Source organism: Microbacterium sp. RURRCA19A (genome assembly GCF_900156455.1).
Lineage (GTDB): Bacteria > Actinomycetota > Actinomycetes > Actinomycetales > Microbacteriaceae > Microbacterium.
On sequence record NZ_FTNQ01000006.1, the window covers coordinates 125,012 to 147,101 of the forward strand.

The following is a 22,090-nucleotide window of genomic DNA, read 5'->3' on the forward strand; positions in this document are numbered from 1 at the left end:
CCCGCATGCGCGACGAGAACGCCGAGATCATCAACTGAACTCCTAGCTCGGTTCCGTGGTGCGGATCAGCCCGCAGGTCACGCACGACCACGCCACGAGGAAACGCTCGTCGTCGAGCACCTCGAACCGCAACGGATCGCCGCACGTCGGGCAGGTCGGGAGACCCTCGGGTGTCCTCACCGCTCGAACGTCACGTGAACGACGCCGCTCTCGGCGACTTCCGACGTGACGCGGTAGTCCGTGTGCAGGTGCTCCAGGTCGTCCCACAGGCGGGTGCCGCGCCCCAGGACCACGGGGCGGATGGCGACGTGCAGCCGGTCGACGAGGCCCGCGGCGAGGGCGGAGCGCGCGGTCGAGACGCCGCCGCCCACGCGCACGTCGGCGTCACTGGCGAGTCCGGTCGCCCGGCGCACGGCATCCTCGATCCCCGTCCGGACGAACTCGAATCGCGTGCCGTTCGCGAACTCGATCGGCGCGCGTTCCCGGTGCGTCAGCACGAGCACCGGCACGCGGAACGGCGGCTCGTCGCCCCACCATCCACGCCAGTCCGGGTCGTCGGGGAACGAGTGGATGCCGAACATCCCCGCGCCCATGACCTCGGCGCCGACGCCCTCGAAGTAGGCGGCGGCGTACCGGTCGTCGATTCCGGTCGTCCCCGCGCCGGAGGTGTCGCCGAACACCCGCGCGCGGAACGTGCGCGTGGCCATGTAGTCCTCGACGAGCAGCCCCCAGTCGGCCCCCATCGGGTTCTCGGGCGAGATGTCGGCGGGCGCGGCGACCCCGTCGAGCGAGATGTTCAGATCGACACGGACGGCCATGGCATCCCTGGAATGTCCTCTTAGCGGTAGTTCGTGAACTGCAGGTCGACGTCGAGGTCGGCGGCCTTGAGGAGGCGCTGGACCTCCTGCAGGTCGTCGCGGGACTTCGACTGCACGCGCAGCTCGTCGCCCTGGATCTGCGACTTCACGCTCTTGGGGCCCTCGTCGCGGATGATCTTGCCGATCTTCTTGGCGTTCTCCTGCGAGATGCCTTCCTTGAGCGTCGAGGTGATGCGGTATTCCTTGCCGCCGGCGACCGGGTCACCCGTCTCGAGGCTCTTCAGCGAGATGCCGCGCTTGATGAGCTTGGTCTGGAAGACGTCGAGCACGGCTTTCGCCCGCTCCTCGGAGTTCGCCTTGATGAGGATCGCCTCACCGCTCCACTCGATGGAGGCGTCGGTGCCCTTGAAGTCGTAGCGCTGTTCGACCTCTTTGCGGGCCTGGTTCAGGGCGTTGTCGGCTTCCTGGCGGTCGATCTTGGAGACGATGTCGAATGAGCTGTCGGCCATTCCGTGATTCTAGCGAGCGTCGACGGGCCCGGCCCGGCGTGCCCGGGTCGCTCGTAGACTCGGATGCCATGCGAGCACTCACCGAGAACGAGGTGCGCGATGCGTTCGTCAACGCCGCGCCCGAGGAGTTGCGGGTCGTGGCGCTGCCGCACGACTTCCTGCTCACCGACTGGGACCACCTCGACTTCTTCGCGTGGCGAGACCCGCGCAGTCGGGGGCGCGGGTACCTCGTGACCGAGCGCAACGGTGAGCCGACGGGGATCGTGCTGCGGGTTGCCGACGGGCAATCGCGCGCGCGGGCGGCCATGTGCAATCTCTGCCACACGATGCAACCGGGCGACCAAGTGGCGTTGTTCACGGCGCGGAAAGCCGGGGCGGCGGGGGAACACGGCGATACGGTCGGAACGTACATGTGCGCCGACCTGTCGTGCCACGAGAACGTGCGCCTCGCGATGCCGCTGGCGCCGAGTGAGATCCGCGGGAGTGTGGACATGAAGATCGACGGCACCAAGCGCCGCACCGAGGCTTTCGTCGAGCGCGTGCTCGAGACGGCCGGGGTGCAGCGATGAGCGGCCGGGTCGTCGTCATCGGCGACGCCCTCATCGACGAACTGCGCGACGACGCCGGTGTGCGCGAGTTCGTCGGCGGTGCCGCTCTCAACGTCGCGGTGGGACTGTCGCGCCTCGGCGTCCCCACCTCGCTCATCGCCATGGTCGGCGACGACGCGGCGGGCGAGCAGATCCGCGACTACCTCGCCGAGTACGACGTCGCCCTTCTGCAGAGCCCGTCGGAGCACGGGTCGTCGCGCGCGGTGAGCACGCGATCGGCCGGCGGTGAGCCCGAATACGCCTTCAACGAGGCCGCGCAGAACCGCCGTGTGCGCTACGGCGACGCCGAGCGCGCCGCGCTGGCCGACGCGCCCCTCGTCGTGGTGAGCTGCTTCCCGTTCGACGACGCGGAGCAGACCGAGGCGCTGCTGGATGCCGTGGGGGCGGCGTCCCTCGCGATCGACCCGAACCCCCGGGCCGGCATGCTCCACGACCGCGAGGCTTTCGTGCGCGGGTTCGAAAAGGCCGCCGCCCGCGCGCAGCTCGTGAAGGTCGGCGAGGACGACGCGCAGCTCCTGTACGGCGGACCGCTCGAGGACCTCCGCGAGAAGCTCTCGGCCCTGGGTGTCGAGGCCGTGCTGGCCACGTACGGCGCCGGGGGAGCGGCCATCGACGCGCACGGGCTCACCGTCTCCCGCCCGATCGTGGAGCTTCCCGAGCCCATCGTCGACACGATGGGCGGTGGCGATGCCGTGCTCTCGACGACGGCGGCGCTCGTGCGCGGGGGTCTGCCCGAGGACGAGGCGGGCTGGGGCTTCGTGCTCGATCGCGCCATGGAGGTGGCCGCCGTCACCTGTCGCAGCGAGGGCGCGCTGCTGCGCATCCCCGAGTGATCCCGGCGTGAACCCACCCGTGTGGGAAGGCTCCGACGGAGGAGGTGCGTGTCACCCCCGGCCCGTGTTGGAACCACCCCCTCGGGGAGGGTAAGGTAGGTGATCGCGCCTCTGGTCGACTGAGAAAGCCGGGCGGGTGCGCACCTGGCGAGTTACCCAAGCGGCCAAAGGGATCTGACTGTAAATCAGACTGCATTGCATTCGGGGGTTCGAATCCCTCACTCGCCACCGAACATCCTCGAGAAAGCCCCGGGCAACCGGGGCTTTCTCGTTTCTCACGCCGATTCGCGCCAGACGATGGGGCTCTCCAGCAGGATCGGGGCCGTGAAGGTCTGTCCGTCGAGTTGCGCGAGGACGGCGCGTGCGGCGGCGCTGCCGAGCTGGTCGGCGGGTTGGTGCACGGTCGAGAGCGGCGGGTCGCAGCGCAGCGCCCAGGAGCTGTCGTCGAAGCCGACGATGCCGACGTCGTCGGGGATCCGGCGTCCGGCTTCGCGGAGCGCCTCCATGGCGCCGGCGGCGACGGCGTCGCTGGAGGCGAAGACGCCGTCGATGTCGGGAACGCGGTCGAGGAGGCGCTTCATGCCGGCCTTGCCGTCGGAGAACGAGTAGAACGGCACCCGCTCGACGAGCTGCGGGTCGAAGTCGCCGCCGAGCGCGTCGACGAATCCGGCGAGGCGGTCGGCGCCGGAATCGCGGTCGAGGGCGGCGGCGACCATGCCGACGCGACGGCGTCCCGTGCCGACGAGACGTTTCGTGATCTCGCGCGCCGAGCCGCGGTTGTCGATCGCGACGTGGGCGGCGTCCCCTATGTCGCGGGGGTTGCCGACGAAGGCGGCGGGGAGGCCCAGTTCCACGACCGCCCGGGTGATGGGGTCGCCGACGCGGGCCGAGACGATGATCACGCCGTCGATGAGGCCGCCACTGAGGTAGCGGGCGAGTCGGTCCACGTCGCGCGGGGTGTCGGCGATCAGGCACGAGAGCTGGTAGTCGGCCTCGGAGAGCGCGCTGTTGGCGCCCAGAAGGATCGAGGCGATGTTGGGGTCCTCGACGAACAGCGAGTGCGGCTCGTGCACGATCAGACCGATCGCCTGCGAGCTCTGCATCACCAGACTGCGCGCGGCGCGGTTGGGGACGAACCCCACTTTCGCGATCGCCGCTTCGATCGCCGCGCGCGCGTCTTCCGAGACGTACGGCTGCCCGTTCAGTACGCGGCTGACCGTCCCCCGAGAGACGCCCGCCTCGAGGGCGACGTCTTTCACGGTGGCGCGACGCCGACGCTCCGTTTCCACGTTCCCGATCCTAGGGGCGACGACCCTGATGTGTGAACGAGCACAGATTGATAACGGTGACTTGACGAGCAAAACAGGGGATGCCACTCTGTGTACGTTCACAGAACCTCGACGTGGAGGCATCCGCTCGAGACTGTGCACGTTCACAGAACGAGGAGCAGGATGACCGGCCGGACCCCCTTCACCCACGAGGGCATCGCCTTCGGGTGCGACTACAACCCCGAGCAGTGGGCGCCCGAGGTGTGGGACGAGGACATCCGCCTCATGCGGGAGGCCGGGGTCGACCTCGTCGCCCTCAACATCTTCGGCTGGTCCCACCTGCAGCCCGGACCCGACGCGTTCGACTTCGCCGCTCTCGACGACATCATCGAACGGCTGCACGCCGCCGGCATCCGCATCAATCTCGGAACCGGCACCGCCTCGGCGCCCGCGTGGCTCAGCCGCGCGTACCCCGAGGTGCTCCCCATGGCCGAGGACGGCACGCGCCGCTACCCGGGAGGTCGTCAGGCGTGGTGCCCGAGTTCACCCATCTTCCGCACGGCATCCCTCCGACTCGTCGAAGCGGTCGCGGCGCGGTACGGGTCGCACCGGGCGGTGGCCCTCTGGCACGTCTCGAACGAACTCGGATGCCACAACGCCCTCTGCTACTGCGACGAGAGCGCCGCCGCCTTCCGGGTGTGGCTGCGCGAGCGGTACGGATCGGTCGCGGAGCTCAACCGGGCATGGGGCACGGCGTTCTGGAGCCAGTCGTACTTCGACTGGGAGGAGATCCTCCCTCCGCGGGCGGCCCTGTCGGCCCGGAACCCGGGGCAGTTGCTCGACTTCCACCGCTTCAGTTCGGACGCGGTCTTCGCGCAGTACCGGGCGGAGGCCGAGGTGCTCCGCCGTCTCAGCGACCGCCCGGTGACGACGAACTTCATGGTCACCGCGCACATCGAGAACATGGACTACTGGTCGTGGGCCGACGAGATGGACGTCGTCGCCAACGACCACTACCTCGATCACCGGCTCGGCGATCCGCTCAGCGAACTGGCTTTCGCCGCCGACCTCAGCCGCGGGCTGGCCGCGGGGGATCCGTGGATCCTCATGGAGCACTCGACGGGGGCCGTCAACTGGCAGCCGTTGAACCTGGCCAAGGAACCCGGTCAGCTGCTGCGCAACTCGCTCACGCACGTCGCGCGGGGCGCCGACGGCGTGTGCTTCTTCCAGTGGCGCGCCTCGTTGCAGGGCGCCGAGAAGTTCCACTCGGCGATGCTTCCCCACGCCGGTACCGACTCCGCCGTGTGGCGCGAGGTGGTCGAACTCGGCGGGATCGTGGACCGGCTCGGCGAGGTCGCAGGTTCCCGCGTCGTGGCCGACGCCGCGGTGATCTTCTCGTGGGAAGCCTGGTGGGCCACCGACACCGAATGCCGCCCCAGCCAGTCGGTCGGCTACCTCACCCAGGTGCACGCCACGTACGCGGCGCTGCACGCCCAGGGGCTGACCGTGGACATCGTGCGCCCGGGGGCCGACCTCGCCGCGTACCGCTTCGTCGTGGTTCCGGGACTGCATCTGCTCCGCGCCGACGAGGCCGCCGTGCTCACCGACTGGATCGCCGCGGGCGGGATCGCGGTCGTCACCTACAACTCGGGCATCGTCGACGAGAACGACCGCATCTGGGCGGGCGGGTACACCGGCCCGCTGCGGGACGCCCTCGGCATCCACGTCGAAGAGTTCGCGCCCGTGCGGCCGGGGGAGGCGATCGTCCTCGACGACGGGACCGGCGCCTCCCTCTGGAGCGAGCGTCTGCGCGCGACCACCGCCGAGACCGTCGCGTCGTTCGTCGACGGGCCGTCCGTGGGGTCGCCCGCCCTGACCCGCAACGCCCATGGGCGGGGGACCGCGTGGTACCTCGCCACGCAGCTGGACCCCGCCGCGCTCGCGGACCGACTGGGGGCGATCGCCCGGGGTGCCGGCATCCGGCCCCCCGCCGAGGTCGATGCCGACGGCCCGTTCGAGATCGTGCGGCGCCGGGGAGCGGATGCGTCCTACGTCTTCGTCGTCAACCACGGCGACACCGACCTCGTGGCCGACGTGCGCGGCACCGAGCTCATCACGGAAACCGCGGTCGAGGACCGACTGCGCGTCCCTTCCGGCGCCGTGCGCGTCGTCCGAGAGGAGAACCACTCATGACCGCTCCCGCCGCCACGGCGCGAACCACCGGAGCGCCGTCCGGGGCAGTGACGCCCCGGGTGCGTCGACGCATCCCCCACAAGAGGGCCATCGCGGCCTTCATCGCGCCCTTCGTGGTGCTCTTCGTGCTCTTCTACCTGGTGCCGATCGGCTACGCGATCTGGAAGTCGTTGCTCGTCGTCGAGCGCGAGGGCACTTTCGGCCAGGCCCGCGAGGTGTTCGGTGGCCTCGCACAGTACGCGCTGGTGTTCCAGAACACCGCGTTCTGGACCTCGGTCGGCCGCGTGCTGCTGTTCGGCGTCGTGCAGGTGCCGGTGATGCTCGGTCTGGCGCTGCTGTTCGCCCTGCTGCTGGACTCGCCGTTGCTGCGCGGCAAACGCTTCTTCCGCCTGGCGTTCTTCGTCCCGTACGCCGTCCCGGGAGTGATCGCCGCGATCATGTGGGGCTTCCTGTACTCGCCCAATCTGTCGCCCTTCCCCGGCATCACCTCGAACGTCGACCTGCTGTCCGCGGATCTCGTGCTGTGGTCGATCGCCAACGTCGTGACCTGGGTGTTCGTCGGCTACAACATGCTGATCATCTACTCGACGCTCCTCGCGATCCCGCAGGAGATCTACGAGGCGGCCCGCATCGACGGCGCCGGTCAGGCCCGCATCGCGTGGTCGATCAAGATCCCGCTCATCCGGCCGGCCCTCGTGCTCACCGGAGTCCTCTCGATCATCGGAACGCTCCAGCTCCTCGCCGAGCCCCAGACGTTCCGCTCGTTCAGCTCGGCGGTGACGAGCACGTTCACCCCCAACATGACGATCTACGCGACCAGCTCGATCCCCAACGTCTCGCTCGCGGCGGCGTTCTCGGTCGTGCTCGCCCTGGCGACGTTCGTGCTGTCGTTCACCTTCCTCCGTCTCAGCCGTCGTGGAGCCCAGTCATGAGCGCGATCGCCCCCACCCCCACCGACACCCGCACGCTCACCACCGGACGCCGCGCCGGCCGGGCACGACCGGCGGCGACCGGCCCGCGCGAGAGCATCGTGTCGCGCACGACCGCCATGGTCGTGATGGGCATCTTCACGCTGTACTTCCTCATCCCGCTGTGGTGGCTCGTCGTGGCCTCCACGAAGGACCGCGGGCAGCTGTTCAGCACCAACGCGCTCTGGTTCGCCGACTTCCGGTTCTTCGAGAACGTCGGGCAGCTCTTCGCCTACCGCGACGGCGTCTACCTGAAGTGGCTCGGCAACAGCGTGCTGTACGCCGGCGTCGGCGGCGTGATCGCGACGGTCATCGCCGCGATGTGCGGCTACGCGCTGGCGAAGTACCGCTTCCCGGGTCGCGAGGCCATCTTCAACACCGTGCTCGGCGGTGTCCTCGTGCCCGCGACGGCTCTCGCGCTGCCGCTGTTCCTGCTGTTCAGCCAGGTGCAGCTCACCGACACGTACTGGGCCGTCCTGCTGCCGAGCATCGTCAGCCCCTTCGGCGTCTACCTGACGCGCGTGTTCGCCGAGGCATCCGTTCCCGACGAACTCCTCGAGGCCAGCCGCCTCGACGGCGCGGGAGAGGTGCGGACGTTCTTCACGGTGTCGATCCGCCTGATGTTCCCGGCGCTGGTGACGGTGTTCCTCTTCCAGTTCGTCTCGATCTGGAACAACTTCTTCCTGCCGCTGATCATGCTGCGCAGCGAAGAGCTCTTCCCCGTCACGTACGGCCTCTACGCGTGGAACTCCACGATCAACCAGTTCCCCGAACTGCGCACCTACGTGCTGGTCGGGTCCCTCATCTCCATCGTCCCGCTCATCGTGACGTTCCTGCTGCTCCAGAGGTACTGGCGCACCGGGCTCGGCACGGGGGCCATCAAGTAACACACCTCCCGCCGGCACGACCGGCGGGCCAACCGAGAGAAGGAATCATGCAGCACAAGAAGAGAGCGGTCAGCGTCGCCCTGCTCGCCGCGGGCGCCCTGGTCATGGCGGGATGCTCGTCGTCGAGCACCGGCAGCGCCGACGCGGCGTCGTGCGCCCCCGCCGGCGAGGACGTGACGCTCACGTTCACGTCGTGGATCCCCGGCATCGAGGATGCCGTGGCGATCTGGAACGAGAAGAACCCCGACATCAAGGTCGAGGTGCAGACGGGTCCCTCGGGCAACGCCGGCACCTACCAGAACTTCTTCAACCAGCTGCAGGCCGGGAACGCCCCCGACCTCGGCCAGATCGAGTACGATGCGCTGCCGAACTTCCGGGTGCAGGACGGCCTCGCGAACCTCGGTGCGTGCGAGGACGTCGTCAAGGCCCAGGACCAGTTCGTCGACTGGACGTGGAAGCAGGTCACGCTCGGCACCGAGAACGAGGTCTACGGCGTGCCGCAGGACGCCGGCCCCATGGCGCTGTTCTACCGCAAGGACCTGTTCGAGCAGAACGGCATCGCGATCCCGACGACGTGGGACGAGTACCGCGAGGCCGCCAAGAAGATCCGCGCGCTCGGCGGCTACATCACCAACTTCTCGCAGAGCGACATCAACCAGTTCGCCGGCTTCGTGTGGCAGGCGGGCGGCCAGTGGTTCTCCAACGACGGCGACGCCTGGAAGGTCGACCTCACCAGCGACGCCTCGACGAAGGTCGCCGACTATTGGCAGGGCCTGATCGCGGACGACCTGGTCTCGTCGTACCCGGCGTGGACCGACGAGTGGAACAACGCATACAACACCGGTGAGGTGTGGTCGTGGAACTCGGCCGTGTGGGGTGCCAACTCCATCTCCAGCGGTGCTCCCGACACGTCCGGCAAGTGGGCCGTCGCCGAGGCCCCGCAGTGGCAGGCCGGGCAGTCGTCCGCCGGCAACTGGGGCGGTTCCTCGATCGCCGTGTTCAAGTCCACGAAGCACCTCTACGAGGCGGCGAAGTTCGCGCTGTGGCTGAACACCTCCGAGGAGGCGCTCACGTCGCTCAACAAGACCGCGGCGATCTACCCCGCCACGAAGGACGGGCTGAAGCTCCCCGCTCTGCAGGAGGGCGTGCCCTTCTACGGCGACCAGAAGATCTACGACGTCTTCGCCAAGGCCTCCGGCGAGGTCGACCCGAACTTCGTGTGGGGTCCGACGATGACGCAGGTCTACGCGGACGTGTCCGACGGCTTCAAGTCGGCCGTGGCCGGCTCGGGGACGCTGACCGAGGCCCTGGCCTCCGCGCAGGACAAGACGATCGCGACCCTCGAGGCGCAGTCGATCCCGGTCGCGAAGTAACCTCCATCGCATGATCCATCACCTCCGCGCCGCGGGCGTCGACTTCATCCTCGACGCCCGCGGCCCGGCGGCGCCGGTCGTGGTGCACTGGGGGCGCGCCCTCGGTGACCTCGACGCCGCCGCCCTCACCGCCCTGGCCGACGCCGCCGCACCGGCCGTCGCTCCGAGCTCGATCGATCGTCCTTTCCGGGTCGGTGTCGTGCCCCTCCTCACGGAAGGCTGGACCGGCCGTCCCCCCGTCGAGATCTCTCCCTTCTCCCCGGTGCTGCGCCACCTCGGCACCCGACGCGACGGCGACGCCGTCGTCGTGACGCTCGCCCTCGGGGACGCGGGGCTCGAGCTGCGGTACGCCCTCACTCCGCAGGGCGTCCTCCTCGTCGACCGTCGCGTGCGCAACGACGGTGCCGCGGATCTCGAGGTGCGCGCCCTGTCCGCGCTCCTGCCCGTGCCCCCTCGCGCCCGTGAGGTGCTCGACTTCACCGGCCGCTGGGCGGGGGAACGCGAACCGCAGCGCTCGCGGCCCGGCCACGGCGTGTGGGCGCGCGACACCCGCCACGGCCGCGGCGGCCACGATGATCCGTTCCTCTTCGCCGTCGGCACGCCGGAGTTCGGGTTCCGTCACGGCGAGGTGTGGGCCACCCACGTCGCCTGGAGCGGCGACCGCTCGGTCTGGTTCGAGCGCGGCGACATGGGTCTCTCGGTCATCGGTGCGGGCGAACGCCTCGACGGCCACACCCTCGCCGCGGGCGACACGTACGAGGCGCCCACCGTGGTCGCCGTGTGGTCGGACGTCGGCCTCGACGGTCTCTCGGCGCGCCTGCACCCGTGGGTGCGGTCGTGGGCGACGCCCCGTGGTCCTCGTCCCGTGACACTGAACACGTGGGAGGCGGTCTACTTCGACCAATCGCTCGAACGGCTCACCCCGCTGGTCGACGCCGCCGCGCGGGTCGGCGCGGAGCGCCTGGTGCTGGACGACGGCTGGTTCCACGGCCGCACCGATGACCGGCGTGCGCTCGGCGACTGGACGGTCGACGAGCGGGTGTGGCCGGACGGCCTCGGCCCCCTCATCTCCCGTGTGAACGGCGACGGTCTCGAGTTCGGCCTATGGGTCGAGCCCGAGATGGTCAGCGCCGACTCCGACCTCGCCCGGGCGCACCCCGAGTGGATGCTCACACCGGCGGATGCCGTCTCCTGGCGGTTCCAGCACGTGCTCGACCTCACGAACCTCGACGCCTGGCAGCACATCTTCGACCGTCTCGACGCGTTGTTGACGCAGTACCCGATCGCGGCGCTGAAGTGGGACCACAACCGCGACCTGCTCGTGCCGCGGACCGGGGGTCAGGTGCGGGCGCTGTACCGGCTCCTCGACGCCCTGCGCGCCGCGCACCCGGAAGTGGAGATCGAGTCGTGCGCGTCCGGCGGTGCCCGGATCGACCTCGGCATCCTGCGTCGCGTCGACCGGTTCTGGACCAGCGACACCAACGATCCGCTCGCCCGCCAGCGCATCCAGCGGTGGACGGGCATCCTGATCCCCCCGGAGTTCCTCGGCTCGCACGTGGGAGATGAGCGCGCGCACACGACGGGGCGGACGGCGTCGGCGGCCTTCCGCATGACTACGGCGCTGTTCCTGCACGCGGGGATCGAGTCCGACATCTCGCGCCTCGACGACGCGCAGCTCGAGGCGCTCGCCGGGTGGACGGCGCTCTACCGCGCACACCGAGCGCTGCTCCACGGCGGCACGACCGTGCGCGTCGACGACTCCGACCCGGCTGTGCTGCAGCACGGTGTCGTCGCCCCCGACCTCGGCGAAGGGCTGTTCGCGTACGTCGCCCTGGACCGATTCGATGCGGCCCTTCCCTCGCCGATCGTGCTGCCGGGCCTCGATCCGGATCGGCGCTACCGCGTGAGGGTGATCGAGGTGGGCGCGCCGGTGCGAACGATCCAGGATGCCGACCCCGCCTGGATCACCGCCGGCGGCGTGGTTCTGCCGGGTTCGGTGCTCGCCGAAGGTGTTCTGCCGGCGCCCCTGCTGGCGCCGGGCGAGGCGCTGCTGCTGCACGTCACCGCGGAATGAGATGACAGCGAAAACCCCGCCCCGAAGATGGGGCGGGGTTTTCCTGATCCTGGTTCAGTCCGCGTCGGCCGTGAAGGGTACGCTCCCGGCGCTGCAGTACGAGCCGGGGGAGTGGACGAGGTGCGCGATGCGCAGTTCGGCCTCGGCGTCGCCGGACATCTCCGGTCGCACCTGCGGGGAGGCGTTCCACCGGAACTGCTCCTGCTCGGGGAAGCGGCGGGCGTGCGCCTCGAGTCCGAGCGGCAGCAGCCGCATGCGACGGTCGACCCACTCCGCATCCCACGGGCCCTCCGCCTGGATCTGCTCGGCGGCACGGAATTCGTAGTAGATGGTGCGGCGCAGGCGGTTGCCGGTGACGGCCTCGGAGCCGTGCACCACCATGACGTCGTGGACGAGCACGTCGCCGGGTTCGAGCTCGACCTGCACGACGCCGGGTGCGTCCCACCCGTACTCGTCCTGGAGCTGGCAGACGTCGACGGGGGCGAGGTGCGAACCGGGCGCGACCCGGAGGGCGCCTTCGCCGGCCTTGGAGGCGTCGAGGTACACGTCGACGTTGAAGATCCGGTGCGTGCGGGGGTGAACGGCATCCTGATGCCAGTCGATCGCGGCGCCGTCGCCGGTGTCCTTGAAGACGAGCGATTCGTAGGTCGGGACGAGGTCGGGTCCGGCGAGGCTCTCGGCGATCCCGAGGACCGCGGGTGAACCCAGCAGTTCGAGGGAGGCGGGCGAGCCCTTGCCGTGGAGGTAGTCGACGCGGAACATGCGTCGCGCGCCGCCGCGGGTGGCCCACTGGTAGTCGGGGCCCTCCGGGCTGTCGGGGCCGAGCGCGCGACCGGTGGCGATCCACTCGTCGGCGGCCTCCTGCAGGCGGGCCAGCAAATCCGCGGGGATGCGCCCCGGCAGCACGACGTAGCCGTGCGCGTCGAAGTGCGCGATCTGCTCGGGGGTCAGGTGGTACGGGGCGGTGGACACCGAGGCCGGTGTCGAGGTGAGGGTGCTCATGCCCTCACCGTATGATCGGACGAAGGGCGATCTCATCGCGCTGGGACGGGCGTTCTTCCGGGATACTCGGATCATGGATGCCACCTCCTCATCGTTCGACCTCGCCTGCTGGCGAGGGGCCGTCCCGCGCATGTCGGTGGCGCACACGCACGACGATCTGGAGTTCAACACCGCTCCGGTGGAGCTGGAGTACCTCGTCGACGGTCGACAGGTCGTCATCCCGGCGGGGGCGCTCGCCGTGTTCTGGGCGGCCCGTCCGCACCAGCTCGTGCGGGACTCCGGCGGCCGTGAGCTCGCGTGGCTCACGGTGCCGCTCGCCGAAGCCCGTGGGTGGCGGCTGCCGGGGGAGTTCCTCGCGCGGATGTTCGCCGGTGACATCGCGGTGTCGCCGGCCGCGAAGGGGCCGCTCGACCTGGCCGAGCGGGTCGGCGCCTGGGGCGAGGAGCTGCGCCCGGGCCATCCGCTCCGCCGCGCGGCGGTGGGGGAGGTGCAGGCGTTCGTGCTGCGCGCCGCGCACGCGACCGCCGCGGTCGCGGCGATGCCGCAGCGCGGGCGAGGGTTGCGGGCGGATGTGGCGGACATGGCCGCCTGGATCGCGGAGCATGCGGCCGAGGACGTCTCGGTCGCTGCGGTCGCCGATCACGTGCATCTGCACCCGCACCACGCGATGGCGGTTTTCCGAGCAGCGCTGGGCGTCACGATCGGCGATTACCTCGCGCAGTGCCGGATCGCGCGCGCACGGGAACTGCTGCTGACCACCGACGAGGCGATCCCCGACATCGCGGCATCCACGGGCTTCGGTTCGCTCAGCCAGTTCTACGCGCGTTTCCGCGATCACACCGGGGAGGCGCCCGCCGCGTATCGGCGGCGCCACCGCGGGTGAGGCGCGTCAGCCCGCGGCGAGCAGCTCGCGCGACTTCGTCTCCAGGAACGACACGAGGGCGCCGAGCACGTTGAGCTCGTTCCCGAGGTTCACGATCCCGACGGCGGTGAGTTCGATCGTGGTGTCGCGCGCCTCCATCGTAGCCTTCCACCGGCCGTCGCTCCCGGCGATCGGCTGGAGATAGGTGATGGTGGCGGCTTCGCTGAGGTCGACCACGATCAGTCCGCGGGCGACCTCGGTCTCGTCCTGCTGCTCGAGGACCCGCATGTCGCTGCCGGTCAGGTACCCCAGGCCGCGGAACTCTTCGAGCCACTGCTCGAGCAGCTGTATGTCGAGCAGATCACGTACAGGCACAGCACACTCCGTCTCGGCGCGGGGATGCGCTCGAGACATTATCCCGGCTCCCGCGGGGAGGCGGGGCGTGTGCTACCGGATTCAGGCCGCGCGCACGGACCTCGCCGGGCGCCGGGGAGCGACGTGCTGCGCGGGCGTCCGGGGGAGGGCGCTCTCGTCGTCCGCCCACGTGCGGAGGTCGACGACGAGTCCGGCGGACGCGTTCGCCTGGTCGGCCAGCGCGCGGAGGTATTCGCCGACGAGGTGCTCCGGTTCGGCGGAATCGAACACGAAGCGCATCGGGATGGACGGGTGCAGCCAGATCGCGGAGCGTCCGGGGGTTTCGGGGTCGCCGGTCCAGGTGAGGGTGAAGGACTCGTTGCGTCGGAGCTTGGTGGAGGCGATCACCTTGACGTAGGCCAGCAGACGGTCGGGAAAGGTCACCGGAGAGGCATCGGTGCCATAGAAGAGACGGGCCATGCCGCGACCGTAGCACTATTTAATCAAGTTAAATAACTGAATGAAATATTCACAGGTTTAATCAGTGCTGGCTAGGGTGGATGCCATGTCCCTGCGTCCCGCACTGTCCCTGGCGCTCGACGCCTACGTCGAGGCGCGTCGCTCCGCGGAAGCGGCCACGCGGGCGGAGTTGCGGCTCAGCGAGACCGAGGTGCGTGCCCTGCTGCGCATCCGCGAGCGGCCCGGCATCCGCCCCTCCGAACTGCGCGACCACCTCGGCGTCACCTCGGCCGGGGTCACGACACTCGTCGACCGCCTCGTCGAGCGCGGACTCCTGCGCCGCGAGCTCGACACCGAAGACCGGCGCGTGAACCACATCCACCTCGAGGTCGACCTCGACGCCGTGCCCTGGTCGCAGCTCGACCGCTTCGCCCGTGATCTGGATCACGCCGTCGACGGGGAGCGGGTCGCCGAGACGGCCGTCTTCGCGGAGATGCTCGGTCGGATCACCCGATCCGTCCTCACCCCGCGCTGATCTCCGGGACGCGGGCGAACGCCTTCTCCAGCGCCGCGCGCACCGCGCGGATACCGGGGCGATCCGCCGTTCCGCGTCGCACCGCGGTGAAGATCTCGCGTCGCGGTCGGCCGGGGAGGTCGATCGACCGCGTGGCCGGCTCGTCGCCGCCGAAGACGAGCGCCGGGATCATCCCCACTGCATGCCCGGATGCCACGAGCCGCACGTGAGCGGTGAGGTCGGCCAGGGCGAAGCGGACGTCGGGCTCGAACCCCGCGGCCCGGCACTGCTGCGTCGCCCACTGGCGGGCGGCGGTCCCCTCCGGTTCCATGACCCATGCCCGGTCGCGCAGGTCGGCGAGCGCGGTGGCCCGGTCGTCGTGCGCGACGGCGAGGCGGATGGCATCCCGTCCCAGCGTGCGACGCTCCAGCAGAGCGCGCTGCTCCCGCGTGTGCCCGGGATACTGTTCGGCGACCGCCAGGTCGAAACCGTGGGCGGCGACTTCGAAGAGCCCTTCCTCGGGCGCGAGCTCGGCGATCTCGACCCGGAGGCGCGGCTCGGTCTCGGCCAGGACGTCGAGCGCCCTCGGGACGAGCCCGTGCGCGGCCGACTGCATCACGGCGAGGCGCACCGGGGCGAGCGAGGGGCGGAGCAGCTCCAGTTCGGCACGCGCGGCTTCGTCGGCGGCGAGCATGCGGGCCGCGTGCGCCGCGAGGGCTTCGCCCTGCGCGGTGAGGCGGACCCGCCGCCCATCGGGTTCGAGAAGCGGGACGCCGGCTTCGCGTTCCAGCTGGGAGAGCTGTTGCGAGATCGTCGAGGGGCTGAACGACAGGGCCTCGGCGACGGCGGAGAGCGTGCCGCGCATCGACAGTTCGTGCAGCAAGCGCAGGCGGCGCAGATCGAACATCGGCATCCTTTCGTTCTGATCGAACAATACTGTTCGTAAATCATCGCTTTTGCTGAAACGTGGCCGGCCGCACACTGAGGGCATCCGAGGAAGGATCCCCATGTCGCTCACTGATGTCCCCGGCACTGATGTCCCCGGCGCTGGTGTCCCCGGCACCGATGTCCCTCCGGTGGCGGTCGCCCCGGCCGATCTGGCCGATGACGCCGTCGCCCTCGTCCGTCGCTGGCTGGCCGAGAGCCGTTCCGAACCCGTCGACGCGGCGGCCACGCGGTTGGCCGGTGTCCTGCGCGACCCGAACGGACTCGCCTTCACCGTGGGCTTCGTCGACGGCGTGGTCCGGCCCGAAGACCTGCGCGTCGCCGCCGCGAACCTCGCGGCTCTCTCTCCGCTCGTGCCGGCGTTCCTTCCGTTGCACCTGAAGGCCGCGATCCGCCTCGGCGCCCTGACGGCGCCGATCCTGCCGCGGGTCGTCGTCCCCGCCGCGCGGACGGCGCTGCGGTCGATGGTGCGCCACCTCATCGTCGACGCCAGCGACCGTCGTCTCGGCGAGGCGATCGCCGCGATCCGGGGCCGCGGCGACGGCGTCCGGCTCAACGTCAACCTCCTCGGTGAGGCGATCCTCGGCAGGAAGGAGGCCGCCCGCCGTCTCGAGGGCACCCGTCGCCTGCTCGCCCGTGACGACGTCGATTACGTCTCGATCAAGGTGTCGTCGACCGTTGCCCCGCACACCCCGTGGGCGTTCGACGCGGCCGTCGCCGACGCCGTCTCCGCCCTGCGGCCTCTGTACCGCGTGGCGAAGGAGACCGGCACCTTCCTCAATCTCGACATGGAGGAGTTCAAGGACCTCGACCTGACCCTCGCCGTCTTCGAGACGCTGCTGGGAGAGCCCGAGTTCCACGGGGTCGAGGCGGGGATCGTGCTGCAGGCGTACCTGCCCGACGCGTTGGCCGCGATGATCCGCCTGCAGGAGTGGACCGCCGCGCGGGTGGCATCCGGGGGTGCTCCGATCAAGGTCCGCGTCGTCAAGGGCGCGAACCTGCCGATGGAGCGGGTGGATGCCGACGTGCACGACTGGCCGCTCGCGACTTGGCCCTCGAAGCAGGCGACGGATGCCTCGTACAAGGCGGTCCTCGACTACGCCCTGCGCCCCGAGCACACGGCGCACGTGCGGATCGGGGTCGCCGGACACAACCTCTTCGACGTGGCGCTGGCGTGGCTGCTCGCCGAGCGTCGCGGGGTCACCGGTGGCATCGACGTGGAGATGCTCCTCGGGATGGCGACGGCGCAGCAGGCCGTCGTGCGTCGCACGGTCGGCTCGATCCTGCTGTACACCCCGGTCGTGCACCCGCAGGAGTTCGACGTCGCGATCGCGTACCTCATCCGGCGCCTCGAGGAGGGCGCGTCGAGCGAGAACTTCATGTCGGCGGTGTTCGACCTCGACACGCACGAAGCGCTGTTCGCTCGTGAACGCGACCGCTTCCTCGCGTCGCTCGCCGACATGCCCGCGGGGGTTCCGGCGTCCCACCGGGTGCAGGACCGCGCGGTGGCGCCCGTGCCGGCGCCGCGCGCGGGCTTCCGCAACACCCCCGACTCGGACCCCGCGATCGCCGTCAACCGGGCCTGGGCCTCCGGGATCGTTTCGCGCATGGCCTCGTCGCGCCTCGGAGCCGACACGATCGCCGCGCGCACCGTCGCCTCCGAATCGGTGCTCGACGAGCGGATCCGCGCCGCCGCGGCCGCCGGCGCCGCGTGGCGCGACCTCGGGGCCGACGCCCGCGCCGAGATCCTGCACCGCGCGGGCGACGTGCTCGAGGCCCGTCGCGCCGAGCTCCTCGAGGTGATGGGTGCCGAGTGCGGCAAGGTCATCGAGCAGAGCGACCCCGAGGTGTCGGAGGCCATCGACTTCGCGCACTACTACGCCGAGCAGGCACGGCACCTCGACCGGGTCGACGGGGCGCGGTTCACGCCGGTCGGTCTCACCGTGGTGACGCCCCCGTGGAACTTCCCCGTCGCGATCCCCGCCGGATCCACCCTCGCCGCGCTCGCCGCCGGGTCGGCCGTCGTCATCAAGCCGGCGGGGCTCGCCGAGCGCTCCGGGGCCGTGATGGTCGAGGCCCTGTGGGAGGCCGGGGTGCCGCGCGACGTGCTGACGCTCGTGCAGGTGTCCGAGAGCGACCTCGGCCGGCAGCTGCTCACACACCCGGCCGTGGAACGCGTGGTGCTCACCGGCGCGTACGAGACCGCCGAGCTGTTCCGTTCGTTCCGTCTCGACCTGCCGCTTCTGGCCGAGACGAGCGGCAAGAACGCCGTCATCGTGACGCCCAGCGCCGACCTCGACCTCGCCGCGAAGGACGTCGCCCTCTCGGCGTTCGGCCACGCGGGACAGAAGTGTTCCGCCGCGTCACTGGTCGTGCTCGTCGGTTCGGTCGCGACGTCGCGTCGCTTCCGCGACCAGCTCGTCGACGCCGTCACGTCTCTCGAAGTGGGGATGCCGTGGGACGACGCCGCGCGCGTCGGGCCGCTCATTGAGCCCGCTCGGGGCAAGCTCCTGCGGGCCCTGACGACCCTGGAGCCCGGGCAGCGCTGGGTCGTCGAGCCGCGGCGCCTCGACGACGACGGGCGTCTGTGGAGTCCCGGCATCCGCGAGGGTGTGCAGCCGGGGAGCGAGTTCCACCGCACCGAGTACTTCGGTCCGGTGCTCGGGATCATGACGGTGGAGACGCTCGACGAGGCGATCGAGATCGTCAACGCGATCGAGTACGGCCTGACCTCGGGGCTGCACGCTCTCGACGAGTCCGAGATCCAGCGGTGGCTCTCCCGGATCGAAGCCGGGAACGTGTACGTCAACCGCGGGACCACCGGCGCCATCGTCCAGCGGCAGCCGTTCGGCGGGTGGAAGAAGTCCGCGGTCGGAGCCGGGACCAAGGCCGGCGGACCGCACTACCTGTTCGGGTTCGGGTCGTGGACGGATGCCGGATCCCGCGCGCCGCGGGGTGTGGACGCCCTCGTGGGGGCGGCGTCGGCGGCGGTGCCCGCCGAGGACCGCGAATGGCTGGCATCCGCCCTCGCCTCCGACGCCGCCGCGTGGGCGGGGCAGTACGCGTGTGCCGTCGACGTGACGGGTCTGGAGTCGGAGCAGAACGTGCTGCGGTACGGAACCGTCCCGGTGACCGTGCGGTTCGAGGACGCACGCGACGTGGCTCTGGTGCGCGTGGTCGCCGCGGGCGTGCGCGTCGGCTCGGTCGTCACGGTGAGCTCCGGACGCGCGTTGACTCCCGCGGTGCGGGCATGGCTCGAGGGCGTCGGCGTCGCGCACGAGGTCGAGGATCCCGCCGCGTGGGCCCGGCGCGCTGCGGGGCTCGCGCGTTCCGGCGGGCGGGTGCGCCTGCTCGGCGGCTCCGCCGAAACGTTCGCCGCCGTGACCGACGGTTCGCCTGCGGTCGCTTTGTACGCCGGGGAGGCCACGCGTGCCGGCGAGGTGGAGCTGCTGCCCTTCCTGCGCGAACAGGCGGTGTCCATCACCGCGCACCGCTTCGGGACGCCGCGGCGTTACGCGGTGCCGCCGCTCGTGGCGGTCTGATTTCGTTGGATCGAGGCGGGGACGGGTGTCCCGGCGGCGGTCTGCGGCCATCACCGCGCATCGCTTCGGGACGCCGCGGCGTTACGCGGTGCCGCCGCTCGGGGCGGTCTGATTCCGTTGGATCGAGGCGGGGACGGGTGTCCCGGCGGCGGTCTGCGGCCATCACCGCGCATCGCTTCGGGACGCCGCGGCGTTACGCGGTGCCGCCGCTCGTGGCGGTCTGATTCCGTCGGATCGAGGCGGGGACGGGTGTCCCGGCCGCGGTCTGCGGCGAGGTGATCGGTTCGCCGGCCGTGACGCGCAGGGGGAGCTCGCCGGCCCAGACCCCGCGGTCTTCGCCGTCGCCGTCCTCTTCGACCTCGGAATCGGCGTTGTCCTTCACGCTGGCCTCGGTCAGGGGCAGACGCAGGACGAGCGTTGCGGCGAGTTCGCGACCCGTCATGGCGCGGACTTCTTGCGCCCGGCCGGGCATGAGGTGTTCCGACAGCGCCAGCAGGGCGGCCTCCTTCTCTTCCGGCGGGACCACGGATGCCACGCCGTGCACGACCGCGCAGCGGTATCGCATCGAGCTGTCGAACAGCGAGCGGGCGTACTTCAGCCCGAGCAGGTGCGTCACGGTGAGGCACACCGGTGCTCCCGCGGCGATCCGCCGGAAGAAGTCGCTCCCCGTCGACCCGTGGATCAGCACGTCGTCGCCGTCGCGACCGATGCCGACGGGCAGGGCGATCGGTCGGTCGTCGCGCACGATGGCGAGGGTGGCCGCGAGGGATCCGTCGAGGATGTCGTACAGGGCTGCGCGGTCGGTGACCTGGTACTGCGGGAGGCGGCGGACGCGCGTGAGCGAGGTGACGGGCAGGTCGGTCATGTCTCGATCTCAGCCGATCGAGTGGTCCAGCATGTAGGCCGGTTCTCGCGTTTTCATCTGGACCAGTGCAGGCTGGAGCGATGATCGCATCCGGCATCCTGGACCGTTCCTCGACCGTGCCGCTGCACGTCCAGCTCACGCACGGACTGCGGGGCGCGATCGTCGACGGTCGGTGGGTGGCGGGGGAGCCGTTGCCGTCGACGCGGGCTCTCGCCGGCGACCTCGGCGTTGCTCGCGGCACCGTCGTCGCGGCGTACGAGACCCTCGCCGGCGAGGGGTATCTCGTCGTGCGGCCGGGCGGGCGGACGACGGTCGCGACGCTCCCCCTGGGCTCCGCCGGCCCGGTGGACGCGCCGACCCCGCACCGCCCGTCTGATGCCGCGGCGATCGATCTCCGCCCCGGGAGGCCCGGCACCCGTGGCCTCGCCGACGCGGCGTGGCGGTCGGCCTGGCGGCGCGCGAGCGCCCGCGATCCCGAAGCGGACGTCGACGACGAGACCGGGCTGCCGGCGCTGCGCGAGGAGATCGCTCGTCACCTCGGACGTACGCGCGGGCTGGCCGTGGATCCGGCCGACGTGATCGTCACCGCCGGGACGAGTGATGCCCTGCTGCTGGCAGCGCTGGCGCTGTCGCCGCCTTCTCATCGGATGCCGGGGCGGTTCGGGGTCGAGAACCCGGGGTATCCGCGGGTGCGGGCGGTCCTTTCGCGCGTCGGCGTGGAGGCGGTTCCGCTTCCGGTGACCATCGACGGCGGTCTCGACCTCGAGGTCGTCGAACGGCACGGCGACCTGGACGCCGTGGTCGTCACGCCCCACCACCATTACCCTCTCGGGAGTCGGATGGATGCCACGGCGCGGGCACGCCTGATCGCCTGGGCGCGCGGGACCGGGACGATCGTGATCGAGGACGACTACGACAGCGAGTTCCCGCACGGGCGGGCGCCACTGCCCCCGCTGCGGCTCCTCGACCCGCACGGGGTGGCTCTCGTCGGCACCGTGTCGAAACTGCTGAGTCCCGCGCTTCGCTTCGGCTGGATCATTGCCTCGGGTCGTGTGCGCGAACGGTTGGGTGCCGCGCGCGCCGATCTGGACCTTCCCGTCTCGAGCGTTCTCCAGCACGCGCTGGCGTCGTATCTCGCGGAGGGTTCCCTCGCCCGGCACACCGCCCGTCGGCGTCGGGACTACCGCCATCGTCGCCGACTCGTGCTGGAGACGCTGGAGCCGGTCGACGGTGTGCGGTTGGCGGCGATGAACGGCGGGCTCCACGCCGTCGTGCTGTTCGGTGAGCGTGAGACCGCGGTCGCCAGCGGATCTCGAGGGCAGTCGACGGCGCCCGGGGTGGTGTCGCAGCGCGAGTGGGAGGCGGTGCCGGAGGGGGCGCGTTCCTGGGGAGGAGGCCCGGACGCCGCGGGGGAGCGGACGGGGGAACCGCAGCGCGAAGGTGAGGGGGAGCGCGAGCGGGCGGTCGTCGCTGCGATCGCCGAACGCGGTGTGCTCGTGTCGGCGCTGTCCGAGTACGCGGTTCCCGGTGCCGCGGCGGATCTTCCCGCCGGCATCGTGCTCGGGTACGCCGAACCGACGACGCCGCAGTTGACGCGAGCGCTCGCCGTCGTCGCGGATGTGCTCGCTGCGGCGAGCCCGATGGGTGCGCGGACCTGATTCCGGGACCGGCCGGTCGGCCATGACCGCGGCCGGACGCGCGGCGACCGAAATACGGTCTGTAGGTGTTGCGGGGCGGGAGACGTGCGGGTGCTCGAGTTCCGGGGTGCGAGACGTGCGGGATTCCCGGGCTGCTGGTGTTGCGCGGTGCGAGACCTGTGGGCTGCCCGCGTCGCGGGATGAGCGCTGCGCCGATCAGACGCGGGGGCTCGTGACGACAGCGGTCAGGTCATTCGGGTTCAGGTTCGTAGGGGTCGCATCGCGGCGATCAGAACCCCTGCGACCGGGCCGCCGAACCGAGCCCCGGGCATCAGAACAGCCGGGGATCAGAACAGCCGGGGATCAGAACGGGGGGGGG

The 22,090-nt window shown here is 70.8% G+C and carries 20 protein-coding genes and 1 tRNA gene; 12 read left to right on the forward strand and 9 right to left on the reverse strand.

What is annotated here, in order from left to right:
* Positions 1-42: 42 nt before the first annotated feature.
* Genes BW982_RS18350 through BW982_RS16895 form a run of 3 tightly spaced genes read right to left on the reverse strand, consistent with a single transcriptional unit; the run spans position 43 to position 1,327 of the window.
* The gene (locus BW982_RS18350) at positions 43-180 is read right to left on the reverse strand and encodes a hypothetical protein (RefSeq protein ID WP_022877849.1); all 138 of its coding nucleotides are present in this window, start codon (positions 178-180) and stop codon (positions 43-45) included.
* On the reverse strand, positions 177-818 hold the full coding sequence (locus BW982_RS16890; RefSeq protein WP_076495314.1) for a dihydrofolate reductase family protein: 642 nt from the start codon (positions 816-818) through the stop codon (positions 177-179). The genes BW982_RS18350 and BW982_RS16890 overlap by 4 nt, the downstream gene beginning before the upstream one ends.
* A gap of 20 nt (positions 819-838) precedes the next feature.
* Positions 839-1,327, reverse strand: a complete 489-nt coding sequence (locus BW982_RS16895) for a YajQ family cyclic di-GMP-binding protein (RefSeq protein WP_076495316.1) — start codon at positions 1,325-1,327, stop codon at positions 839-841.
* A 68-nt stretch (positions 1,328-1,395) separates the two neighbouring features.
* Between BW982_RS16895 and BW982_RS16900 the strand changes: the two genes are divergently transcribed.
* The 3 genes from BW982_RS16900 to BW982_RS16910 all read left to right on the forward strand — a co-directional run bounded on the left by BW982_RS16900 (position 1,396) and on the right by BW982_RS16910 (position 2,996).
* Positions 1,396-1,896: an FBP domain-containing protein gene (locus tag BW982_RS16900; RefSeq protein WP_076495318.1), complete on the forward strand. Its 501-nt coding sequence runs from the start codon at positions 1,396-1,398 to the stop codon at positions 1,894-1,896.
* Positions 1,893-2,768: a PfkB family carbohydrate kinase gene (locus BW982_RS16905; RefSeq protein WP_076495320.1), complete on the forward strand. Its 876-nt coding sequence runs from the start codon at positions 1,893-1,895 to the stop codon at positions 2,766-2,768. Before BW982_RS16900 ends, BW982_RS16905 begins: the two co-directional genes overlap by 4 nt.
* A 146-nt stretch (positions 2,769-2,914) precedes the next feature.
* Positions 2,915-2,996, forward strand: a tRNA-Tyr gene (locus tag BW982_RS16910).
* A gap of 47 nt (positions 2,997-3,043) precedes the next feature.
* On the opposite strand, the gene BW982_RS16915 is transcribed toward BW982_RS16910, so the two are convergent.
* The gene (locus BW982_RS16915) at positions 3,044-4,057 is read right to left on the reverse strand and encodes a LacI family DNA-binding transcriptional regulator (RefSeq protein ID WP_254845639.1); all 1,014 of its coding nucleotides are present in this window, start codon (positions 4,055-4,057) and stop codon (positions 3,044-3,046) included.
* A 162-nt stretch (positions 4,058-4,219) separates the two neighbouring features.
* On the opposite strand from BW982_RS16915, the gene BW982_RS16920 reads away from it, so the two are divergent.
* The 5 genes from BW982_RS16920 to BW982_RS16940 are packed head-to-tail and all read left to right on the forward strand — an operon-like array spanning position 4,220 to position 11,531.
* Positions 4,220-6,229: a beta-galactosidase gene (locus BW982_RS16920; RefSeq protein ID WP_076495322.1), complete on the forward strand. Its 2,010-nt coding sequence runs from the start codon at positions 4,220-4,222 to the stop codon at positions 6,227-6,229.
* Positions 6,226-7,161, forward strand: a complete 936-nt coding sequence (locus BW982_RS16925) for a carbohydrate ABC transporter permease (protein WP_076495324.1) — start codon at positions 6,226-6,228, stop codon at positions 7,159-7,161. The genes BW982_RS16920 and BW982_RS16925 overlap by 4 nt, the downstream gene beginning before the upstream one ends.
* Entirely contained in the window at positions 7,158-8,084 is a 927-nt protein-coding gene (locus BW982_RS16930) for a carbohydrate ABC transporter permease (RefSeq protein ID WP_083696783.1), read from the forward strand. The genes BW982_RS16925 and BW982_RS16930 overlap by 4 nt, the downstream gene beginning before the upstream one ends.
* Before the next feature lie 47 nt (positions 8,085-8,131).
* The gene (locus tag BW982_RS16935) at positions 8,132-9,457 is read left to right on the forward strand and encodes an ABC transporter substrate-binding protein (protein ID WP_076495326.1); all 1,326 of its coding nucleotides are present in this window, start codon (positions 8,132-8,134) and stop codon (positions 9,455-9,457) included.
* A gap of 10 nt (positions 9,458-9,467) precedes the next feature.
* Positions 9,468-11,531, forward strand: coding sequence for an alpha-galactosidase (locus tag BW982_RS16940; protein ID WP_076495328.1), 2,064 nt, complete (start codon positions 9,468-9,470; stop codon positions 11,529-11,531).
* A 54-nt stretch (positions 11,532-11,585) separates the two neighbouring features.
* Here the strand turns inward: BW982_RS16940 and BW982_RS18355 are convergent, their stop codons facing one another.
* Positions 11,586-12,533, reverse strand: coding sequence for a phytanoyl-CoA dioxygenase family protein (locus BW982_RS18355; RefSeq protein WP_076495330.1), 948 nt, complete (start codon positions 12,531-12,533; stop codon positions 11,586-11,588).
* Here BW982_RS18355 and BW982_RS17995 point away from each other — a divergent pair.
* Positions 12,532-13,416, forward strand: coding sequence for a helix-turn-helix domain-containing protein (locus BW982_RS17995; RefSeq protein ID WP_076495332.1), 885 nt, complete (start codon positions 12,532-12,534; stop codon positions 13,414-13,416). The genes BW982_RS18355 and BW982_RS17995 overlap by 2 nt on opposite strands.
* 6 nt (positions 13,417-13,422) lie before the next feature.
* On the opposite strand, the gene BW982_RS16955 is transcribed toward BW982_RS17995, so the two are convergent.
* Together BW982_RS16955 and BW982_RS16960 are read right to left on the reverse strand one after the other, a co-directional pair.
* Positions 13,423-13,770, reverse strand: coding sequence for a hypothetical protein (locus BW982_RS16955; RefSeq protein WP_076495334.1), 348 nt, complete (start codon positions 13,768-13,770; stop codon positions 13,423-13,425).
* A gap of 81 nt (positions 13,771-13,851) precedes the next feature.
* A complete protein-coding gene (locus BW982_RS16960) occupies positions 13,852-14,229 on the reverse strand; it encodes a DUF7882 family protein (RefSeq protein ID WP_076495336.1) in 378 nt (125 codons plus the stop codon).
* 85 nt (positions 14,230-14,314) lie between these two features.
* On the opposite strand from BW982_RS16960, the gene BW982_RS16965 reads away from it, so the two are divergent.
* Positions 14,315-14,743 carry a MarR family transcriptional regulator gene (locus BW982_RS16965; protein ID WP_076495338.1) on the forward strand — a complete coding sequence of 143 codons (429 nt, stop codon included), beginning with the start codon at positions 14,315-14,317 and terminating at the stop codon, positions 14,741-14,743.
* On the opposite strand, the gene BW982_RS16970 is transcribed toward BW982_RS16965, so the two are convergent.
* Positions 14,730-15,629 carry a LysR family transcriptional regulator gene (locus BW982_RS16970; RefSeq protein ID WP_076495340.1) on the reverse strand — a complete coding sequence of 300 codons (900 nt, stop codon included), beginning with the start codon at positions 15,627-15,629 and terminating at the stop codon, positions 14,730-14,732. The genes BW982_RS16965 and BW982_RS16970 overlap by 14 nt on opposite strands.
* 100 nt (positions 15,630-15,729) lie before the next feature.
* Here BW982_RS16970 and BW982_RS16975 point away from each other — a divergent pair, with 100 nt between their 5' ends.
* Positions 15,730-19,209: a bifunctional proline dehydrogenase/L-glutamate gamma-semialdehyde dehydrogenase gene (locus BW982_RS16975; protein WP_083696786.1), complete on the forward strand. Its 3,480-nt coding sequence runs from the start codon at positions 15,730-15,732 to the stop codon at positions 19,207-19,209.
* Between the two features lie 193 nt (positions 19,210-19,402).
* Here the strand turns inward: BW982_RS16975 and BW982_RS16980 are convergent, their stop codons facing one another.
* A complete protein-coding gene (locus tag BW982_RS16980) occupies positions 19,403-20,074 on the reverse strand; it encodes a pyridoxamine 5'-phosphate oxidase family protein (RefSeq protein ID WP_076495344.1) in 672 nt (223 codons plus the stop codon).
* Between the two features lie 80 nt (positions 20,075-20,154).
* Here BW982_RS16980 and BW982_RS16985 point away from each other — a divergent pair, with 80 nt between their 5' ends.
* Positions 20,155-21,732, forward strand: coding sequence for a MocR-like pyridoxine biosynthesis transcription factor PdxR (locus BW982_RS16985; protein ID WP_076495346.1), 1,578 nt, complete (start codon positions 20,155-20,157; stop codon positions 21,730-21,732).
* Positions 21,733-22,090 lie beyond the last annotated feature (358 nt).